This window comes from Arthrobacter sp. JUb119 (assembly GCF_024807995.1).
Taxonomy (GTDB): Bacteria; Actinomycetota; Actinomycetes; order Actinomycetales; family Micrococcaceae; genus Glutamicibacter.
This window is the reverse complement of record NZ_JANUFE010000001.1, coordinates 388,617-407,415: the sequence shown is the minus strand read 5'-3', so window position 1 is coordinate 407,415 and position 18,799 is coordinate 388,617. Positions and strand designations below refer to the sequence as shown.

The window sequence follows — 18,799 nt, the reverse complement described above, 5'->3', positions numbered from 1 at the left end:
ACGTCCACCGCAGATTCAGCGATGGGCCTCTGCTTCTGATAGCGGCCGCTTGCGGCGCACTATTTGGTTTTCTTGCTCTTTGCCGGTTTCTTTTCCAGCGTTGCTTCGAATTCAAGTTTTTGCGCCCGGGCCGAGGAGAGGACATAGCCCATTGCCAGCATGATGGCGAGCATCGCCGAGCCGCCGGAGGAAATGAACGGCAGCGGAACACCGATCACGGGAAGTACGCCGGTGACGGTACCCAGATTCACGAAGGTCTGGCCGATGACCCAGGACATCAGGCAACCCATGAGCACCTTGGTGTACAAGTCCTTGGCGCGTGCTGCAATGCGATACATCGCCAAGGCCAGCAGCATGAACATGACCAGGACGAACAGCACGCCGATCAGGCCGAACTCTTCACCCAGGATGGAGAAGATGAAGTCGTTCTGCGCCTCAGGCACATAGGACCACTTCATGCGGGACTGGCCTGCGCCCACACCGAACCAGCCGCCGGAGGCGAAGGCGTGAAGGCCCATGCTGGCCTGGTAGCAAAGGTCGCTGCTCGGGCCGCAATCGGTATCAAGCCAAGCGAGGATGCGCTGGCGGCGGTTGGAGGAAGCGAAGATCGCCACGGACAGGCCCAGGACACCGACCACCGAAAACGCCGCCAGCCACTTCATCCGGATGCCGCCCAAGAACATCGCCGAGGCAATGATCATCAACAAGACCAGCGCTGTACCTACGTCCTTGCCGACCACGATGAGGCCAACAATGAAGACCCCCACCGGGGCAACCACTGGGACGACCAAATGCTTGATGTCGTGCAGCAGATGCTGCTTCTTTTCCAGCATGAACGCGGCAAAAACAGACAACGCCAGTTTGGCGAACTCGCTGGGCTGCAGGCCGAAGCCGCCGATGCGGATCCAGTTTCGGTTGCCGAGCACCGTATGGCCCAATGGCGTGAACGCCACGAGGAACAACAGGACCACTGCCGCAATAACGGAAGGCCAGGCCAGCCGCTTCAGCGTTTCCGGCTTGATCCGCTGCATGACCAGCATGCAGAGAATACCCAAGGCGGCAAAGCCACCCTGGGACAGCGCCACGGTGAAACCGTCCCTGCCCTTCGCGATCGCTTCAACCGACGCCGATGACTGGACCATGACCACACCGAAAACGGCCAGCACGATGGAGCCCACGAGCACCAGCCAGTAGTCCGTGGAGGCCATGCGGCCGCTGGAGTTCTCGACGGTTCCGAGCATCCTGCCGAATCTCACGTACCAAGGGAATTCGGCTTTGGAACCTGCTGGCTTCTTGTTCATTTTCATCGCCATCGGTGCCTCCTGCCTCGGTGTCGTTTATTCGGTCAGCTTTCGATTACTGGTCTTCGCCAGTTTTATCCATCAGATCACTGACGGCAGCGATAAATGCGTTGCCACGCTGGGCGTAGGAACTGAATTGGTCCATCGAGGCCGCGGCGGGAGCCATGAGCACGGTATCCCCTGCTTCGGCTACTTCGGCAGCCTTGGAGACCGCACGCGTCATGACCTGGGCGCCGCTTGGAACCGAACCGTCACCGCCCTGCGCTGCCCCGGTGATGTCGATGACTTCAACCTCTGGCGCGTGGGCAGCGAGTGCTTGGCGCAAACTTGCGGTGTCGGTGCCGATGAGCAAGACCTTGGCCAGGCGCTGCGCGTGCTTGGCGATCAAGTCGCCGTATTCCACGCCCTTGGACAAGCCACCGGCAATCCAGACCACACGGGTGAATGCGGCCAACGAAGCATCGGCCGCATGCGGATTAGTGGCCTTGGAATCATTGATCCACAGGATGTCGTTCTTGCGGGCGACGGCCTGGATCCGGTGATCGCCGGAGTCGAAGTTCGCCAAACCCGCAGCGACAGCTTCTGCATTCACTCCGTACGCGCGGGTCAGCGCCGCCGCGGCAGCCGCGTTCGCGGCGGTGTGGCGCGGAACAATCTCGCCGATGTCCTTCAGGGCGATCAGTTCCACGGCACTGGTCTTGCGCTCTTCGATGAAGGCGCGGTCCACCAGCAGGCCTTCGACAACACCCACCATCGATACTGCTGGGGTATCGGTGGTGAAGCCGATAGCACGGCAGCCTTCGATGACTTCCGCGTTTTCCACCATGGTGATGGTGCGCTCATCGGCGGCGTTGAAGATCGCTGCTACCTGGGTGCGTTCGTAGATCTTGGCCTTGGCGGCCTTGTAGTTGTCGAAGCCGCCATGCCAGTCCACGTGGTCTTCGGCCAGGTTCAAGACCACCGAGGCAAGCGGAGAAATGCTATGCGTGTAGTGCAGCTGGAAGCTGGAGAGCTCGACGGCGAATACGTCATAGTCCACCGGTTCGCGTACGGCATCCAGGATCGGGGTGCCGACGTTGCCGACGGAGATGGCCTTCAGCCCATCGGCGCGCAGGATCGCCTCGGTCATGCCCACAGTGGTGGTCTTGCCGTTGGTGCCGGTAATCGCCAGCCACTGTGGTGCTGTGTGGCCGGCACGGTTCTGCACGCGCCAAGCCAGCTCGATATCGCTCCAGATCTCGATGCCCTCGGACTCGGCCTCTGCGATGACCGGATTACGGGGATTCCAGCCTGGGGAAACCATGACCAGCTGGGCCGGCTTGCCATCGACCAACGGCAGGGCTTGAACGTTCCCGTCGCCCAGCAGCACCTCATGGGCCCCGACGATCTTCAGCGTCTCGGCGCGTTGCTGGTTCAGCTGGTCATCGCGGCCGTCGATGACGGTGACGATGGCACCCAGCTCGATGAGGGTGTCGGCCGCAGAGAATCCGGAGAGTCCCAATCCGGCGACGACTACGCGCAGGCCTTTCCAATCAGCATCCCAGCTGGTTAGCGAGTCAAGAGATTTGCCAGCGTCTACGCTCACAGTGCGACAACCCATTCAGAGTAGAAGAGACCCAGGCCCGCGGCCACGAACAGGCCGGCAAGGATCCAGAATCGGATAACAACGTTTTCTTCGGACCAGCCCGAAAGCTCGAAGTGGTGCTGCAGCGGCGCCATCTTGAACACGCGCTTGCCGCCCGAGAGCTTGAAGTAGCCCACCTGGATGATCACCGACAGGGAGATGATCACGAACAGGCCGGCGATTACCACCAGCAGCAGCTGGGTGCGCGAGAGGATCGCGAAGGCAGCCACGGCGCCGCCGATGGCCAGCGATCCGGTGTCGCCCATGAAGATCTTCGCCGGCTTGGCGTTGAACCAGAGGAAGGCGATCAGCGCACCGGAGAGGGTGGCCCCCAGCAGGGCCAAGTCCTGCGGGTCGCGTACCGAGTAGCAGACGTCCAGCGAGTCCATGTTGCTGCAGGCCTGGTTCTGCTGCCAGATGCCCATCAGGGTGTAGGCGCCGAAGACCATGATCGAGGCACCGGTAGCCAGTCCGTCCAGGCCATCGGTCAGGTTCACGCCGTTGGTAGCACCGGTCACGATGAAGTTCGCCCAGAGCACGAACAGGATCATGCCCAGCATCGGGCCTGCGAAGGCCAGGTCGATGTTGGTGTCGCGCAGGAAGGAGATCGCGGTAGAGCCCGGAGTCAGGCCCTGGTCATTGGGGAACTGCAAGGCCAGCACGGCGAAGCTGATGCCGAAGAATGCCTGCAGGACAATCTTCTGCCAGGCGCGCAAGCCCAATGAGCGCTTCTTGAAGATCTTGATGAAGTCATCGAGGAATCCGACCAGCCCCATGCCGCCGAAGAGCATCAGGACCAGCATTCCGCTGGCGGTAATTCCCGAAGAAGTGCGTCCCATGAGCGAAAGGATGCCATGGGTGGCGAAGTACGCCACGAACACGGCCAGGACGAAGACCACTCCGCCCATGGTCGGGGTGCCGGACTTGATGGCGTGCGAGTTCGGCCCATCGTCGCGCACGACCTGGCCGTATTGCTTCTTGGTGAGCAGGCGGATGTACAGCGGCATGGCCACCATGGTCAGCACGAGGGCAATGCCGGCCCCCAGAATCAATGCGATCATGCGTTGTCGCCTTCCTTCGCGAATGCTGCAATGTCGTCGCCGAGGAAGCGTAGACCGGCCCCGTTAGAGGACTTGAACAAGGCGATGTCGCCTGGCTGAAGCTGCTCTTGCAGCAGCGCGCGAGCCTCATCTACGTCTTCAACGTAGAAGGCCTCGTCGCCCCAGCTGCCTTCGAGCACAGCGGAGTTGTAGGCGGGCTTTGCGCCACGGCCTACCACTACAAGTTTCTTGATGTTCATGCGAACTGCCATGCGGCCCAGCAGGTCGTGCTGGTGGATGCTGTCATCGCCCAGTTCCAGCATTTCGCCCAGGACTGCCCAGGTGCGTCGGCCCGGTGCGCCGTCGGCGCCCAGGCCCAATTCGGCCAGGGTCACCAGCGCAGCGCGCATTGATTCAGGGTTCGCGTTGTACGCGTCGTTGATGATGCTCACGCCGTCAGCGCGCTCGATGCGCTCCATGCGCCAGCGGCTGCCGGCAGCGCGGCCTTCCAGGCCTGCGGCGATCACTTCCGGGGCGATATCCAGGGCCAGTGCAGCGTTGGCCGCGGCGAGGATATTCGAGACGTGATGGCGTCCCAGGAGGCCCGAGGTGATGCGCTTGCTGTAGCCGCCAGGGAATTCAAGAGTGAGTTCTGGCTGCCCGTGGGAATTCACAACAACGTCGGTGGCCCAGACCCCAGCGTTTTCCGGCTTGTTCTTTCCGGTGCCGAAGAAGCGCACGGCTCCCCCGGAACGCAAGTCCATGCGTGCCACGCGGGGGTCTTCAGCATTCAAGATGGCCGTGCCATCGGCTGGCAGGGCTTCAACGAGTTCGCCCTTGGCCTTCTCGATGTTCTCCACCCCGCCGAATTCGCCGGCGTGGGCGGTACCGACGCACAACACGACACCGACCTGCGGGTGCACCATATCTGTCAGGTACGTCAGGTGGCCAAGGCCGGTGGCCCCCATCTCGATGACAAAGTACTTGGTCTCTTCGGTGGCGCTGAATACCGTCAGCGGGACGCCGACTTCGCCATTGTATGAGCCGATTGGCGACACGGTCGGCGCCACTTGCGACAGAATACCGGCGAGCAGGTCCTTGGTGGTGGTCTTGCCGGCCGAACCGGTGATTCCCACGACCTTGGCGTCGTTCTTTTCCTTGAGAAGGGCAACGATGTGCGCGGCAATTTTGCCCATCGCTTCTACCGCGTCTTCAATGATGATCGCCGGGTGTTCCCTGCGGTCTTCATCGTGGGTAATGCGTTCGGCTAGGGCCAGCACTGCGCCGGCGGCGCGTGCACGGTCGATAAAGGCGTGCCCGTCGGAGAATTCTCCGGGCTTGGCGACGAATAAGGCACCCGGGACGACTTCGCGCGAGTCAGTGGTCACGGAAGTGATCACCGTGTCGGAGGCGGCTGTAGCAGTCGCTTTTCCGCCGGTGATTTCCAGCAGGTCGGTCAGAGACAGTTCAATCATGGCAATAAGGACTTTACACTTGAGCGGTGGCGATAGTGGACTTGTACGTTCTAGGAATTGGTCACAAATCCATGAAGATTCAGTGCTTTCGCTAGTTCCACTCGATCATCCAGTTCCACGTCAATTCCCGCGACGTCTTGGCTGACTTCATGTCCCCGCCCGGCCACGAGAATCGCGTCGTTGGCTTCGGCCAAACTCACAGCGAACTCTACGGCTTTGGCGCGTGGCGCGATGTTGTGAAGCTGCACCTGCGGACGCTCGGAATCGAGAACTTGCTGTGCTCCGGCGGCAACCTGGGCGCGGATCGGAGCCGGGTCTTCGCTGTGCGGGTCGTCGTCGGTCACAATGACGATATCCGCGTGGCGGGCTGCCACCGCTCCCATATCCGGGCGCTTGGTCTTATCGCGCTCTCCGGTGGCGCCGAAGACGACGATCCGGCGTCCCTGCTCCCCCGGACGGACGGAATCCAAAGCCTTTGCCAGCGCATCCGAATTATGGGCGAAATCGACTACGGCTACCGGAGATTCGGCTACGACCTGCATCCGCCCTGGAACGGCGACCGACAGCGGATCCTTGGAGTCCAAGGCCTGCTGCAGGGCTTCGAGGTCCGCACCGCCGGCCAGCACCATCAAGGCCGCCAGTGCTCCGTTGGCGACGTTGAACATGCCTGGAAGCAGGGTCCGGGTCCGCAGCTGGCGTCCATCCCGGTGCACCAGGGTGAAACTGTGGCCCAATCCGCAGTGCGCCAGTTCGGCAACCCTCCAGTGCGCCGAAGGGTGTTCGCCGTCGAGGCTCAGGGTCTCGGTAGGCACCAGGGCGCGCTCGGCCAGGCGCTGGCCGTATTCATCGTCTACCATGACCACTGCGCGCTCGGAGCGTTCCGCGGTGAATAGTTCGGCCTTGGTTTCGAAGTACTCGTCCATCGTGCCGTGCAGGTCCAAGTGGTCCTGGGTCAGGTTGGTGTAACCGGAAACGGCAAAGCGCAGGGCATCAACGCGGCCATAGCTCAGCGAGTGGCTGGATACCTCCATGGCCACCGACGTGACTTCCTGCTGCGCCATTCGCGAGAGCACGCCGTGCAGCTGGGTGGACTCCGGGGTGGTCAGCACGCTGGGGATGATCTGCCCGCGGGCGGACATCTCAATCGTGCCGATCAGGCCGGTTTCTTCACCCAGCGCATCCAGGATCGCGCGGATCATGAAGGTTGTGGTGGTCTTGCCGTTGGTGCCGGTGACAGCGAACAGCTTCGGGCTGCGCTGGTCGGTTCCGTAGACGCTCTGCGCGATCACGGCTGCGGATTTGCGTACATCTGCAACGACGGCCACCGGGATCGAGAGGTCATCGTTGAGGAATTCGAGTCCTGCAGTATCGGTGATCAGTGCGACAGCACCGTTGCCGATGGCGGTTTCCACGAATTCGGCACCGTGGCGCTTGGCGCCGGAAATACCCAGGAAGACGTCACCGCTCTGTACGATCTGCGGGTTGAGGCTGACGCCGAGGATTTGCGGAGCGGCATTGAGCAGCGCTCCAGTTCGCACCGCGCCAGCTGTGCCGCAGAGCTGGTCGAAGCCAAGACCGGCGATGCTCTCTGGGCGTAGGTACCGTTCTAGCTCACGCGGAGTGTCGGGGTTCTGGACTACCAAGATTTCTTCTGATCCTCACCTACAAAGACGTCATACGCCTCTGACTTTGTCGTGCTCGGTGGCACATTGAATGTGTTGAGAGTATGGCTCATAACATCGGTAAACGTGTCAGCTACCGAGAAGTCTTTCCAGTTGCCCTTTGGCCTGTACATGGTTGCCACGACGACGAACTGCGGATCTTCCAAGGGAGCGACACCTGCAAAGGAATAAGTATATCCGTCATAGCCCTTGGCGCTTGCCGCCTGGCCTGTACCGGTCTTGCCGCCCACGCGGTACCCGGGAATGCGCTCCTTGTAGCCGGTACCGTCGTCAACGACCGATTCCATGAGCTTGAGCATTTCGTCAGCGGTGCTTTTCTTGACCACGCGCTTCTTTTCCGGTGCGGGGATCTTGGTGATGGTACCGTCTTCGTTGCGGTAGCCCTCAATCAGGCTTGGCGAAAGGCGAACGCCGCCGTTGGCCAAGGACTGGAAAATTGAAGCGGTGTGCAGCACGGTCTGCGAATAGCCCTGGCCGAACATGGTGGTGTACTGCTGGCGGCGGTCCCAATTATCGGGATGCGCCAATTGGCCAGCGCTAGCGCCATTCAAGCCGACGCGGATGGGCGAACCCAATCCGAAGGCACGCATGTAGTCGTAACGGGTCTGCTTGCTCATGGTATTTCCGACCATCACGGTGCCGGTGTTGTAGGAACGAGCGAAGATGCCCGAGACCGTCATGTCGTACGTTGGGTGTTCCAACGAGTCATTGATGGTTTCCTTGGTGAACGTCTTCTTATTCGGCACACGCATCTCGGTCAGCGGATCCACTCCGCCCTGGTCGATGGCCGCCGCGAAGATCGCGGCCTTGCCGGTGGAACCTGGCTCGAAAGCACGGGTGATGGAGGTGGAGCGGCGGAACTCCGGCTTGGTAGCGCCTGGATCATTCGGGTCCAATTCAGCGGAGTCGCCGATGGCGAGGATCTTGCCGGTATCCGCTTTCATGACGACCACGGAAACCCACTCAGCGTTGAACTGAGCTTGCTTCTTTTCTGCTGCACGCTGGGCAACGTAGTTGATGTCCGAGTCGATGGTCAGGATGACGTCCTGGCCATCGACTGCAGGGGTTTCTTCGACCTCGGTGACGGGAATGCGCACGCCATCGGCGCTGATCTCGAACTTGCGGCTGCCGGCCGTACCGGCCAGGTGTTCCTCCTGGCTCAGTTCCAGGCCTTCGGCTCCCACCACGGCTGTTTGGTCTTCGGAGTTGCGCACGAACCCCAGCAGTGGTCCTGCAATTACGCCTTGCGGGTACTGGCGTTCGCTGCGCAGCAATGAGGCAAGTCGCGGAATACCGATTTCGAGGACTTCGTTGCGTACTTCCGGGGTCACGCTCTTGGCGAGCATGACGTACCCTTTGGGCTTGGCATCGCCCTGCGGGCGAACCTTCGTGGCAAGTTCCTCACGGTCCTGGTCAAGGGAATCGGCTAGTTCGTCAATGGCTTGGTCCCACGTGATGCGTTCCTGGCCATTGGTTCCATCCCGCTTCGCACGGCGAATGTTCTCACCCTGCTCGCGCTGGTCGATGACCAGATCATAGCGGTCTACTGAGACGGCGAGGGTGGTGCCATTGCGGTCTTCGATGGATCCTCGATTTGGCGCAATGTTTTCAACGCGTTCGCGGTTTTCCTGTGCAGCATTGGCAATGGTTGCCGAGTTGATGCCCTGGACCCAGACCAGCCGGCCCAGGATCACCAGCAGCAAAACCACGGAGAGGAGCAGCACAAAGCGCATTCGCTTTTTCGCAGTGTCGATTGCCGTCGAGCTCACAAAAGAACCTAACTTTCCCTCAGCGTGGTTTTCCAGCAGCGTAGGCCACCTGTATCTAGCTTAGAAAGGGCTAACTACTCTGCTGGGGATTTGATGCTTGGTGCAGGGATCGTGCCCCCGTTAAGCTCAGCGTCATTGAACACTGGGCGGCCATCACTGGCAACTTCACGTTCAGCTTTCTCCGGCTTCACCTCTGGTTCCTTGGAACCTTCAGTGGCACCGGACTCCTTCTGTGAATCTGCTGAGGCTTTACCCACAGTGGTCTTCGGCGTGTTTGATGCGTTGGCTTCAGTTTTGCTTTCACCCTTGCGGATGCTGTCGCCCGGCAGCGGAATAGTTCCGTATTCCTGCTTGCTGTTCTTTGCCTTGACCGCCTTCTCAGCGTCTTGGGCAACCTTGCCCTCAGACAGGCTGATCAGCCCTGGAGCACCTGGCGAAACCAAACCGAGGTCCTTTGCCTTGGCGGCCAGTGCCTGTGGCGCCGCCAACGACTGGGCCTCCTTCAGCAGTGCCTGATTCTCTTGGGAAAGCGCACGCTCTTGCGAACGCAAGTTCACGATGTCGTACTGCCGCTGAGCTACAGAAGTATTGAGCAGCACCAGCGTAACGATCACGCTGAATGCCAAGACAACGAGCACCGCAGACATGGTGAACATGGAGCGCTTGCTGGTTTCGTTCATCTTAGGAACCAACGAAAGAGTTACGCGCTGACGCGAATCGCCTTTAGGCAGGTTGCTAGCTGGGACGGGCTCGGGTCGCATTGCACGCGCAGTATTACCGTCGACAACAGGCTGGTTGTTCACGGCTGCGGTCTTCTGCACGCGGCGCTGGGCTCGTTGGCTCATGCTAGCTCCTCTTCAACACTCGTTCCACAGCTCGCAAGCGGGCTGAGGCTGCACGTGAATTTTCTGCTATTTCGTGGTCGCTTGGCTTCTCGGTGCCCTTGGTGAGCACCTTGTATTCAGCTTTGTGTTCGTCCAGCTCCACCGGGAATCCCGGAGGGGCCGACGAGGTAGATCCATGGACGAAGTGCCGCTTGGTGATTTTGTCTTCCAAGGAGTGGTAACTCATCACGACGACTCTTCCGCCGACGTTCAAAGCTCCCATTGCCGCCGGGATCGCACGTTCCAAGACGTCAAGTTCCTCATTCACTGCAATACGCAATGCTTGGAAGGTCCTCTTGGCCGGGTGTCCGTGGTTTCGAGCTGCCGCCGCGGGCACAACGCTGCGGATCACTTCAACTAGTTCAGCAGTGGTAGTGATGCGGCTCTTGGCGCGTGCCTCGACGATTGCCGTCGAGATGCGTCCAGCAAACTTCTCTTCGCCCCACTGTCGAATAATTCGAAGCAGTTCGTCGCGTTCCAAGTCGTTGACCAGGTCCTCGGCAGTTGGGCCAACAGAGGTGTCCATGCGCATGTCCAGCGGTGCATCATACGAATAGGCGAAACCCCGTTCACGCTCATCGAGCTGCAGCGAGGAAACGCCAAGGTCGAACAGAACGCCGTCGACCCCCGGGAACCCCAGATCTTCTACGACATCCGCAATTTCGTCATACACCGCGTGCACGAGGTCGATGCGGTCCTGGAACGGGGCGAGCCGTGCACCGGCAAGTTCGTGAGCCTGCTCGTCACGGTCTAGACCGATCAGGTGCAAATTGTCGAACCGCTTGAGGATGGCTTCGGAGTGCCCACCCATCCCGAGGGTGCAGTCAACCACAATTGCCCGACGGCCTTCAGCATTGGCTCGCTCAATACCTGGAGCTAGCAAATTAACGCATCGGTCCAGAAGTACTGGAACGTGGCGTTCGGATGCTGGTCGCTGGGAATCCTGATTTGGCACTGCGCCCCCTTTCGCTTTCGATCTGCTGTTGAGATCAGATCCCCCTCCAACCAAGTGGCGATCCAACCTTCTGGCTCCGGGGAAGTGAAGCCAGACGATTTTCTACCCCAAGGTGGCTGGAGATCTCATCTCAACAAACGTGGTGTTTTGTCGGTGTAGGGCACAAGGCCCTAATCTTCGTCAGTATCGGAGAACACGTCTTCTTGTTCATCCAAGTACTGCTGCCATGCGGTCGAATCCCAGATTTCAATACGGTTACCCGCACCGATAACTGTGACCTCCCGATCAAGGCCTCCATAAGTGCGCAGCACTTGCGGAATCGTTACGCGCCCCTGCTTATCTGGAACTTCATCCGAGGCCCCTGAGAGGAACACACGCGCATAGTCGCGTGCTCGTCGGGAGGTCAAGGATGCCTGCGCCAGCTGCTCGTGCTGCTTCTCAAATTCCCGCTGGCTGAAAACGTATATGCAACGCTCTTGGCCGCGAGTGAGAACCAGCCCATAGGACAGCTCATCTCGATATTTAGCTGGAAGAATCAACCGACCTTTTTCATCAAGACGCGGTGTGTAAGTTCCAAGGAACATGCACACCACCTTTCCCGTGAAGTGGCCAGAAGCCCCATTCTCCTCTACTTGCCTCCACTTTACTCCACTACCCTCCACTGTCAATGCAATTTCAGTGGTTTCGCGAGGGTCTGGACTTAAAAAACACCTGAATCTAGCGGATGCTCAGCCTATGTTCAGGTGGAGGGATGGGAATCGTCCCGCTGCATGATCCAGTATTTTTCAGAGATTCCACACGCAAAATCCGCGGAATATAGCTATTTTTAGGCGCGGTGGTGGGAAGTGGAGGAACCTGGGGAGGGAAGTGGGGGCCTGCCTGACCGGCGAGGTGGACGTGAACCTTGGAATCTGCAGAGAATTCAAGATCACTTGCAAAGTCGCGCGGCCCTCAGATAGGCGCACCGAATATCCAGGACATCCAACTTCCCGAATTGAACGAAACCCATGCGCCCCGGCATGAGGTGCACGGTGACCGTAGGGACGTGAGAAGCGGGGCTTAAACAAGAAAAGAGGTGCAACCCTAGGGGTCACACCTCAATATCAATGCAGATCAGCTATCGGACTGATCACGCTTTCGCTGGTTCCATTTTTCTTCCAGGCCGGAAAGGAACTGCGAATTGTTCTTGGCTGCAGATTTTGATCCCGTTCCGTTGGACGGACCAATTTTTCCAGTAGCCGATTTAGTCAGGGCAAGCAGTACACCCGCGAACATCACCGCAAATCCGAGAACGCCTACGATGATGATGTGCTGCGAGATTCCAAAGATGAGTCCCGCTAGGCCGACGATTACCAGCAAGATACCCAGAGCAATATTTCGGGTCGACAAACGTCCCGTGCCCGATGGGCCTTTCATGCTCGAAGCGAAGCGACGGTCTTCATGCAGCTGCTTTTCCAACTGCTCCAACAAACGCTGCTCGTGTTCCGATAGCGGCATCGTCTTCTCCTTCCAAAGGCAATCTCGACGGTCGTCCACCGTCTTCAAGTTCAACGTCGGGTCGAAGGGAAAAGTTCCCTGGATTCGATCGAACTTAATTCAAGGATAGTCTCTTTTGCACCCGCCCTGCTAGTTGATCTTCCCCACTGTCCAGATATCCATACGTTCTACACAGAATGTGTTTATTCCTTGGGGCGCAGAAAACGTGCTGGGGTCACGATGGACTGCGGGAATCTCTGTCCGATCTGGTCAGCGATGCGTTCCGCTTCTCGGGCTTTCTCTTCGCGGGGGTCCAAGCTAAATTGCAGACCCAACTCGTAATCTTGCAACCGTTCAGCTTTCACCCCGATCAGCCGGACCGGTTGCGGCATAGGGGTCAATTTTCGCAGAAGGGCCAGCGCGGACTCGCTAATTTTCGTTGAAGAATCTGTCGCAGCTGCGAGCGCCTTCGAACGCGTAATTCCAGAAAAGTCCTTGTACTTGATCTTGAGCCCAACACCGTTGGCTGATTTGCCGTGCCGCCGCAGCCGTTGACCGACCTTATGGCTCAGCCGCAAAAGTTCGCCCTCAAGCACCTGGGGATCGGTGATATCCACCGCAAAGGTATGTTCCGATGAAATGCTCTTCTCATCCCGGTTAACCTCCACCGGACGGTTATCGATCCCCCGCGAGAGCAAATAAAGGGCGCGGCCGTGTTCCCCCAACCGGCTAATCAATCTTGCTTCTGGCTCGCCAGCGAGTTGCCCCACGGTCTCAATCCCCAAGGAGTGAAGCTGACTAGCGGTTCGTTTTCCCACGCCCCACATTTTCGACACGGGTAATTCGTGCAGGAATTCTTCGGTTCGCTCGGGTGCAACTACCGCCATGCCGTCAGGCTTGGCGTACGTCGAAGCGAGTTTCGCAACGAATTTATTCCTTGCAATGCCCACGCTGGCCGGCAGTCCCATTTCTTTGCGTATATATTCGCGGATCTGCTGAGCGATCTGCACTGGCCCGCCAAGCATGCGCATGCTTCCAGTAACGTCTAGGAACGCTTCGTCGACACTGACTTGCTCAACCAGAGGCGTCAATGTGCGGAAGTACGCCATGATCTGGGCCGAGGCTTGCGAGTACTTGTGATGGCTCGGCTCGATCACGGTAGCTTGTGGTAGCAGCGGGATGGCTTGGCTCATCGGCATCGCCGAATGGATCCCGCGAGCTCGGCAGTCATAAGACGCAGAGAGCACCACGCTCCGGCCTGAACGGTGGCCTACAATAACTGGCTTGCCTACTAGGTCGGGGCGGTCCCGGAGTTCCACTGAAACAAAGAAGGCGTCCATATCGACATGGAGGATTGCACGATCCACCATTTCAATTCCTCTCCCCTCGTTCGGCTGCACCACCAGCTTACTCGAATGTATATTCGGATTCCGTTTGCACCCCGTGTACTTTGGGTGCCTTCTTCGCCGGGCGGGAATCACCGGTAGAGTTGTTGCTAACCACTAGTTGTTTACCCGTAGAAATGATTTTGCATGTCGATGCCTGATTCTGTGCCGGACCTCAACACTGAAGCCCAGAGCTTGAGCCGTACCTACACTTCTGACGTTGCTCAGTTATTGGAAGAATTCCTGGCTGCGAAAAGCGTTGAAGTTGGTCAGATTACTAGCAGCGCCGTCGAAATCGTCAATGCGATCACGTCACTGACTCGTGGCGGCAAGCGGCTTCGCGCCCTGTTCGCTTTCTGGGGTTACCTCGGTGCAGGTGGTCGGCCCGACGAACGCGACATCGTCCAACTCGGGGTGGCCTTGGAACTCTTCCAAGGAGCCGCGCTGATTCATGACGACATCATCGACAATTCCGATACACGACGCGGTCAGCCGAGCGTTCACAAGCGCTTCGAGGCCCAGCACCGAGAACTTGGGCTTGCGGGGAGCGCAGCGAGCTACGGCATGGCCAGCGCAATCCTTACCGGCGACCTATGCCTGTCGTTGAGCGAGGAAGTTTTCTCAGGTATTGCTTCCCTCAACGCTCGGGCGCGTACCATCTTCAATCAGATGCGCACCCAGGTGATGGCCGGGCAGTATCTTGATGTTCTAGAAGAGTCTGCGGGCCCCGCCTACGATCCGAAGGAAGCGGTCAAGCGAGCTCGCACTATCGTGCGCTTCAAGTCAGCCAAATACTCCACTGAAAACCCTTTCTTGCTTGGCGGCGCGTTGGCCGGCGCCAGCGAGGCTCTTATGGAGCGCTACTCCGCATTCGCGCTTCCGCTGGGTGAGGCATTCCAGCTACGTGACGATGTTCTGGGCGTGTTTGGCGATCCAGCAGTCACAGGGAAGCCGACCGGCGGCGATTTGCAAGAAGGCAAGCGCACGGAATTGATTGCCCACGCCCTCTTGCTATCAACTTCTGACGAACAGGACTTCATTCAGAGTCGCCTCGGCGCAGTGGATCTCAGCGAAGAAGAAGTGTTGAGACTAAGCGGTATTCTGCGCGATAGCGGCGCCCTGGCGGCCACCGAGCAGAGCATTAGTGAGTTGACCACCCAATCAGATCTCGCCCTGAACGCATTGCACGTCACGCCCCTCGCCTTAGCGGGAATGCAGCAGCTCAGTGATGCAGTGACAAAGAGAAGTAAATAGCGATTCGTTACTAAGACATAACGAAAGGTCTCAACCATCCATGCGATATGGAATACGGTTGAGACCTTTTGTTATTACTAAGGCTAGTTCGTCCGGGCCATTACCAGCCCATGGCCTGCGCCCGCCGACGGATTTCAGTTTTACGTCCGGTGCGCAGAGCATTCATTGGAGTGCCGGGCAGCGATTCATCCTCGGTGAACAGCCAAATAACCGATTCCTCATCGGAGAAGCCGGCATCCAAGAGTACCGAAAGAGTGCCCTTCAGGCTTTCCACCACTACTCCGTCTTGGAGAAAATCTGCAGGGATCGAACGGACATTGCGAGCGCCAATTCTCAACGAAACAATGGCACGCTCATCCAGCAGTCGGTGCACGCGGCGAATATCTACATCTAATTCTTCAGCCACATCGGGCAGGGTCAGCCACTGGCCGACGAGATCTACGGTTTCCTTCACTCCTTAAGGTTCCCACAAATTCCTGATCCGCGCAGAAATTTGGATGAAACTCACCTCAGCAGTTCCCATGAGTCACAGGAGTAGTGTAAATTTTCTTGTATCACTTTGATAACAATTGCATCACAGTCAACATGGGGAACCACTTCCCCTCTGTTACCTGCGGAGCAAAGCCCGTTATTTTCACCGTATAAATGAGGATTGACTCCATGCCCCACGAATCCAAACATGCTTCCAAGCATGCGTTAGGCGTTGTAGCAGGCGCGGCCATTCCCGCTGCGGTCATTGGCAGCCTCGCCTTAGCTCCCGCAGCGCAGGCAGCACCGATGACTGTTCCCAACACCTCAGGAAGCTTTGCCAAGTCGGTAACTCCGGAGACCCTCAAGGTCGCTGAAGACCAGATCAAGGCCCACCTGATCGCTTCGCGAGTATCTACGCTGGGATTGCCAGCTAAACGAGATGTTTCCGAAATCAAGATCCCGGCAGGTGCGTCCCTATGGAGCATCGCTCGGGAATATGACACAACCGTGTCAGAGCTGAAGAAGCTCAATAATCTTAAGAATGATTCAATCGTCGCCGGCAAGACACTCAAGGTCTCCGGTCATGCTTTGAAGAACAGCTCCAAGGGCAAGTCTTCGAGCTCGTCATCTTCAAGTACCGCCACTTACACCGTCAAGAACGGTGACACCCTCAGCGGCATTGCGAGCAAGCACGACATGAGCTTGTCTGATCTGTTGAAGAAGAATGACATCTCTGCAAGCAAGGTAATCTTCCCCGGCAATAAGCTGAAGGTCAAGGGTTCGGCGTCGAGCTCCAGCAATACGACGCAGACGAAGAAAACTTCTTCTTCGTCGGGTTCTTCAACCTACACTGTGAAGAACGGTGACACCCTCGGAAGCATCGCCATCAAGCACAATATGAGCTTGTCTTCGCTCCTTAGCAAGAACGATATCTCGGCCAGCAAGGTGATCTTCCCTGGCGACAAGATCAAGGTCAAGGGTTCTTCGTCCTCTGGCTCTTCGTCGAAGTCCTCCCAGAAGAAGTCCTCCTCCTCCTCCTCCGGTTCTTCAAGCTACACCGTCAAGTCCGGTGACACGCTCAGCGGCATTGCGGCCAAGCACGGCATGAGCTTGTCCGATCTGTTGAAGACCAATGACATCTCTGCCAGCAAGCCGATCTTCCCAGGCAGCAAGATCAAGGTCTCGGGTGGCACGTCGTCTTCGAGTTCCTCGCCGAAGAGCACTGCTGCGCCCAAGGCCAAGGCCAAGACGTCGACCTACTCCGTGAAGTCCGGCGATACTCTCAGTGGCATCGCGACCAGCCACGACATGAAGCTGGCCACCTTGCTGGACTTGAACCCCGAGTACAGCTCGAGCACGCCATTGAAGATCGGCGCCAAGCTGAAGGTTTCGGGCTCCTCGGTTGCACCGTCGGGTCAGGTCAAGAAGCAGAAGATCGGCAATAGCTTCGCTGGTCGTACCTACGCAGATCACGTTGTGCGAGATGCTAACTCGAACAAGGACTACCTTGACTCGATCAGCGTCCCGAGCCGCGGCGAGATGCAGGACCTCATCCGTTCCACTGCAAAGAGCATGGGCGTCGACCCGGCTCTGGCGTTGGCTCACGCGTACCAGGAGTCTGGCTTCAACATGCGTGCGGTCTCCCCTGCTAACGCCGTTGGCGCCATGCAGGTACTGCCAAGCACCGGTGACTGGATCGCATCGGTCATTGGCCAGGACCTGAACGTCCTGAACCCACGGGATAACGTTGTCGCTGGTGTCGCAGTAATTGCCTACAATTTGGACAACACCGACAACCTGGACAACGCAATCGCATCGTACTACCAGGGTCTGGCCGGTGTTCGTAACAACGGCATGTACGAAGACACCAAGCATTATGTAGCCAGCATCAAGGCTCACATGAAGAATTACCGCTAAATAGCCAAAAGGAGAGGCGCTTCCAACACGGTGTGTTGGAAGCGCCTCTTTTTTGTTGCAGCTGATCAGGCTGCTTCTAGCCTGTACGGTGGTCAAGATCCAATGGCATGTCGATTACCACCTTGGTCCCGCCCTTCTCGCTCTGTACCCAACGGATTTCACCCGATAGTTCGCTGGTAACCAGAGTGCGGACGATTTGCAGCCCAAGTCCCTCGCGGCGTGGCTCTTCTGGCAACCCGTGGCCGTCATCTTCAATGACAACCCGTAGCCAATCCTTGCTATCGGCACCCTTGTAGCGTTCGGCAACCAGCGCGACTTCACCGTTGCGATGCGCTAGTCCATGTTCCACGGCATTAGTCACCAGCTCATTGATCACCAGTGACAACGGTGTCGCCAAATCAGCGTCAAGCATGCCGAATTCGCCTTCACGACGCGTGGATACCCTTTGCTCCGGAGAAGCGATTTCCACGATCAGACGGAACTGGCGATCCATCAGATCATCAAATTTGACGGTTTCGTTCAGGCCCTTGGACAGGAAGTCGTGGACCGAAGCGATAGTGGAGACTCGTCGCATTGCCTGCTCCAGGCCCTGCTTGCCGTCCTCTGAGCTCATCCTGCGCGATTGCATGCGCAACAGCGCCGCGACAGTCTGCAAGTTGTTCTTCACGCGATGATGGATTTCACGGATCGTAGCGTCCTTGGTGACCAGTTCTTTTTCGCGACGGCGCAGTTCGGACACATCGCGGCACAGCACCAGTGCGCCCCAGCGCTTTGATTCGTTGCGCAGCGGAATGGCACGCAGGGAGAGGGTGACTCCGCGATGTTCCACCTCGGTACGCCATGGCATCTTGCCCTGGAGCACCAGCGGAAGAGTTTCGTCGACTACACGACGGTCGCTGACCAGTGCCATCGTCAGATCAGCCAGTGGCTGGCCCTGGAGGACATCAGCTGCGCCTAATCGGCGGAAAGCTGAAACAGCGTTCGGGCTGGCGAATTCGACGGCTCCATCAACGTTGAGCCGGATGAAACCATCACCGACGCGCGGCGCGCCACGGCGGGAGCCGGTAGGGCTGGCGAAGTCCGGCCACAGCCCTTGGGTACCCATCTGCAACAGGTCATCAGCGCTTTGCCGGTAGACCAATTCCAGATTGCTGGGTGTGCGGGACTGGTTCGGATCGAAGTGGGAAGTGATGACCGCAACCGGTTGGTTCTGGCGCACTAGCGGAATCGCCTGCACCGTGGTCAACCCCATGATGATATCTTTGCCGGCTTGTTCGGCCGAGCGTTGTACTTGCTTGGTTTCCCAAGCGCGGTCCACCATGATGCGCAGATCCTTGCGGATCCGTTCTCCCACGAAGTCGCTATGGAAGGCGGTATGCGAGGTGGAAGGGCGCACGTGTGCCAAAGCCGTATAGGAACCGTCCCCGGTGGGGAACCAGAGCACCAGGTCTGCGAATGCTAGATCCGAGACCAGTTGCCAGTCCCCCACCAGGAGGTGGAGCCAATCCTCATCACCGGGCGCTAGTGCAGCACGTTGACGTAATTCTTCGGTGATGAGGGCCATTG

Annotated in this window: 15 protein-coding genes; 2 read left to right on the top strand and 13 right to left on the bottom strand. The window is 58.4% G+C overall.

Annotated elements, in window-relative coordinates; genetic code table 11:
* Positions 1–59: 59 nt before the first annotated feature.
* From ftsW to dinB, 11 genes are all read right to left on the bottom strand, one after another.
* Positions 60–1,313: a putative lipid II flippase FtsW gene (gene ftsW, locus M2368_RS01975; protein WP_332485979.1), complete on the bottom strand. Its 1,254-nt coding sequence runs from the start codon at positions 1,311–1,313 to the stop codon at positions 60–62.
* A gap of 43 nt (positions 1,314–1,356) precedes the next feature.
* Positions 1,357–2,901 (bottom strand): UDP-N-acetylmuramoyl-L-alanine--D-glutamate ligase, encoded by a 1,545-nt coding sequence (murD, locus tag M2368_RS01970; protein WP_332485978.1) that lies wholly within the window; start codon positions 2,899–2,901, stop codon positions 1,357–1,359.
* Positions 2,883–3,986 carry a phospho-N-acetylmuramoyl-pentapeptide-transferase gene (gene mraY / locus M2368_RS01965; RefSeq protein ID WP_105656803.1) on the bottom strand — a complete coding sequence of 368 codons (1,104 nt, stop codon included), beginning with the start codon at positions 3,984–3,986 and terminating at the stop codon, positions 2,883–2,885. The genes murD and mraY overlap by 19 nt, the downstream gene beginning before the upstream one ends.
* On the bottom strand, positions 3,983–5,440 hold the full coding sequence (locus M2368_RS01960; protein ID WP_332485977.1) for a UDP-N-acetylmuramoyl-tripeptide--D-alanyl-D-alanine ligase: 1,458 nt from the start codon (positions 5,438–5,440) through the stop codon (positions 3,983–3,985). The genes mraY and M2368_RS01960 overlap by 4 nt, the downstream gene beginning before the upstream one ends.
* Positions 5,441–5,490: 50 nt before the next feature.
* A complete protein-coding gene (locus tag M2368_RS01955) occupies positions 5,491–7,083 on the bottom strand; it encodes a UDP-N-acetylmuramoyl-L-alanyl-D-glutamate--2,6-diaminopimelate ligase (RefSeq protein ID WP_426734006.1) in 1,593 nt (530 codons plus the stop codon).
* Entirely contained in the window at positions 7,077–8,891 is a 1,815-nt protein-coding gene (locus M2368_RS01950) for a peptidoglycan D,D-transpeptidase FtsI family protein (RefSeq protein ID WP_332485975.1), read from the bottom strand. The genes M2368_RS01955 and M2368_RS01950 overlap by 7 nt, the downstream gene beginning before the upstream one ends.
* Before the next feature lie 74 nt (positions 8,892–8,965).
* Positions 8,966–9,736: a cell division protein FtsL gene (ftsL, locus tag M2368_RS01945; protein WP_105656806.1), complete on the bottom strand. Its 771-nt coding sequence runs from the start codon at positions 9,734–9,736 to the stop codon at positions 8,966–8,968.
* 1 nt (position 9,737) lies between these two features.
* Positions 9,738–10,730 (bottom strand): 16S rRNA (cytosine(1402)-N(4))-methyltransferase RsmH, encoded by a 993-nt coding sequence (gene rsmH / locus M2368_RS01940; protein WP_181148802.1) that lies wholly within the window; start codon positions 10,728–10,730, stop codon positions 9,738–9,740.
* Positions 10,731–10,900: 170 nt separating this feature from the next.
* Positions 10,901–11,314, bottom strand: coding sequence for a division/cell wall cluster transcriptional repressor MraZ (gene mraZ, locus M2368_RS01935; RefSeq protein WP_038990697.1), 414 nt, complete (start codon positions 11,312–11,314; stop codon positions 10,901–10,903).
* Positions 11,315–11,843: 529 nt separating this feature from the next.
* Positions 11,844–12,266 carry an SCO2097 family morphological protein gene (locus M2368_RS01930; protein WP_448938095.1) on the bottom strand — a complete coding sequence of 141 codons (423 nt, stop codon included), beginning with the start codon at positions 12,264–12,266 and terminating at the stop codon, positions 11,844–11,846.
* A gap of 143 nt (positions 12,267–12,409) precedes the next feature.
* Positions 12,410–13,576 (bottom strand): DNA polymerase IV, encoded by a 1,167-nt coding sequence (dinB, locus tag M2368_RS01925; protein WP_426734003.1) that lies wholly within the window; start codon positions 13,574–13,576, stop codon positions 12,410–12,412.
* Positions 13,577–13,738: 162 nt separating this feature from the next.
* Here dinB and M2368_RS01920 point away from each other — a divergent pair, with 162 nt between their 5' ends.
* Entirely contained in the window at positions 13,739–14,845 is a 1,107-nt protein-coding gene (locus M2368_RS01920; RefSeq protein ID WP_332485974.1) for a polyprenyl synthetase family protein, read from the top strand.
* Positions 14,846–14,945: 100 nt separating this feature from the next.
* On the opposite strand, the gene M2368_RS01915 is transcribed toward M2368_RS01920, so the two are convergent.
* Positions 14,946–15,299, bottom strand: coding sequence for an Rv2175c family DNA-binding protein (locus tag M2368_RS01915; protein ID WP_105656811.1), 354 nt, complete (start codon positions 15,297–15,299; stop codon positions 14,946–14,948).
* 206 nt (positions 15,300–15,505) lie between these two features.
* On the opposite strand from M2368_RS01915, the gene M2368_RS01910 reads away from it, so the two are divergent.
* Complete coding sequence (locus M2368_RS01910) at positions 15,506–17,233, top strand: LysM peptidoglycan-binding domain-containing protein (RefSeq protein ID WP_426734001.1); 1,728 nt, start codon at positions 15,506–15,508, stop codon at positions 17,231–17,233.
* A 76-nt stretch (positions 17,234–17,309) separates the two neighbouring features.
* On the opposite strand, the gene M2368_RS01905 is transcribed toward M2368_RS01910, so the two are convergent.
* Positions 17,310–18,797 carry a sensor histidine kinase gene (locus tag M2368_RS01905; RefSeq protein ID WP_105656813.1) on the bottom strand — a complete coding sequence of 496 codons (1,488 nt, stop codon included), beginning with the start codon at positions 18,795–18,797 and terminating at the stop codon, positions 17,310–17,312.
* Between the last annotated feature and the right edge of the window lie 2 nt (positions 18,798–18,799).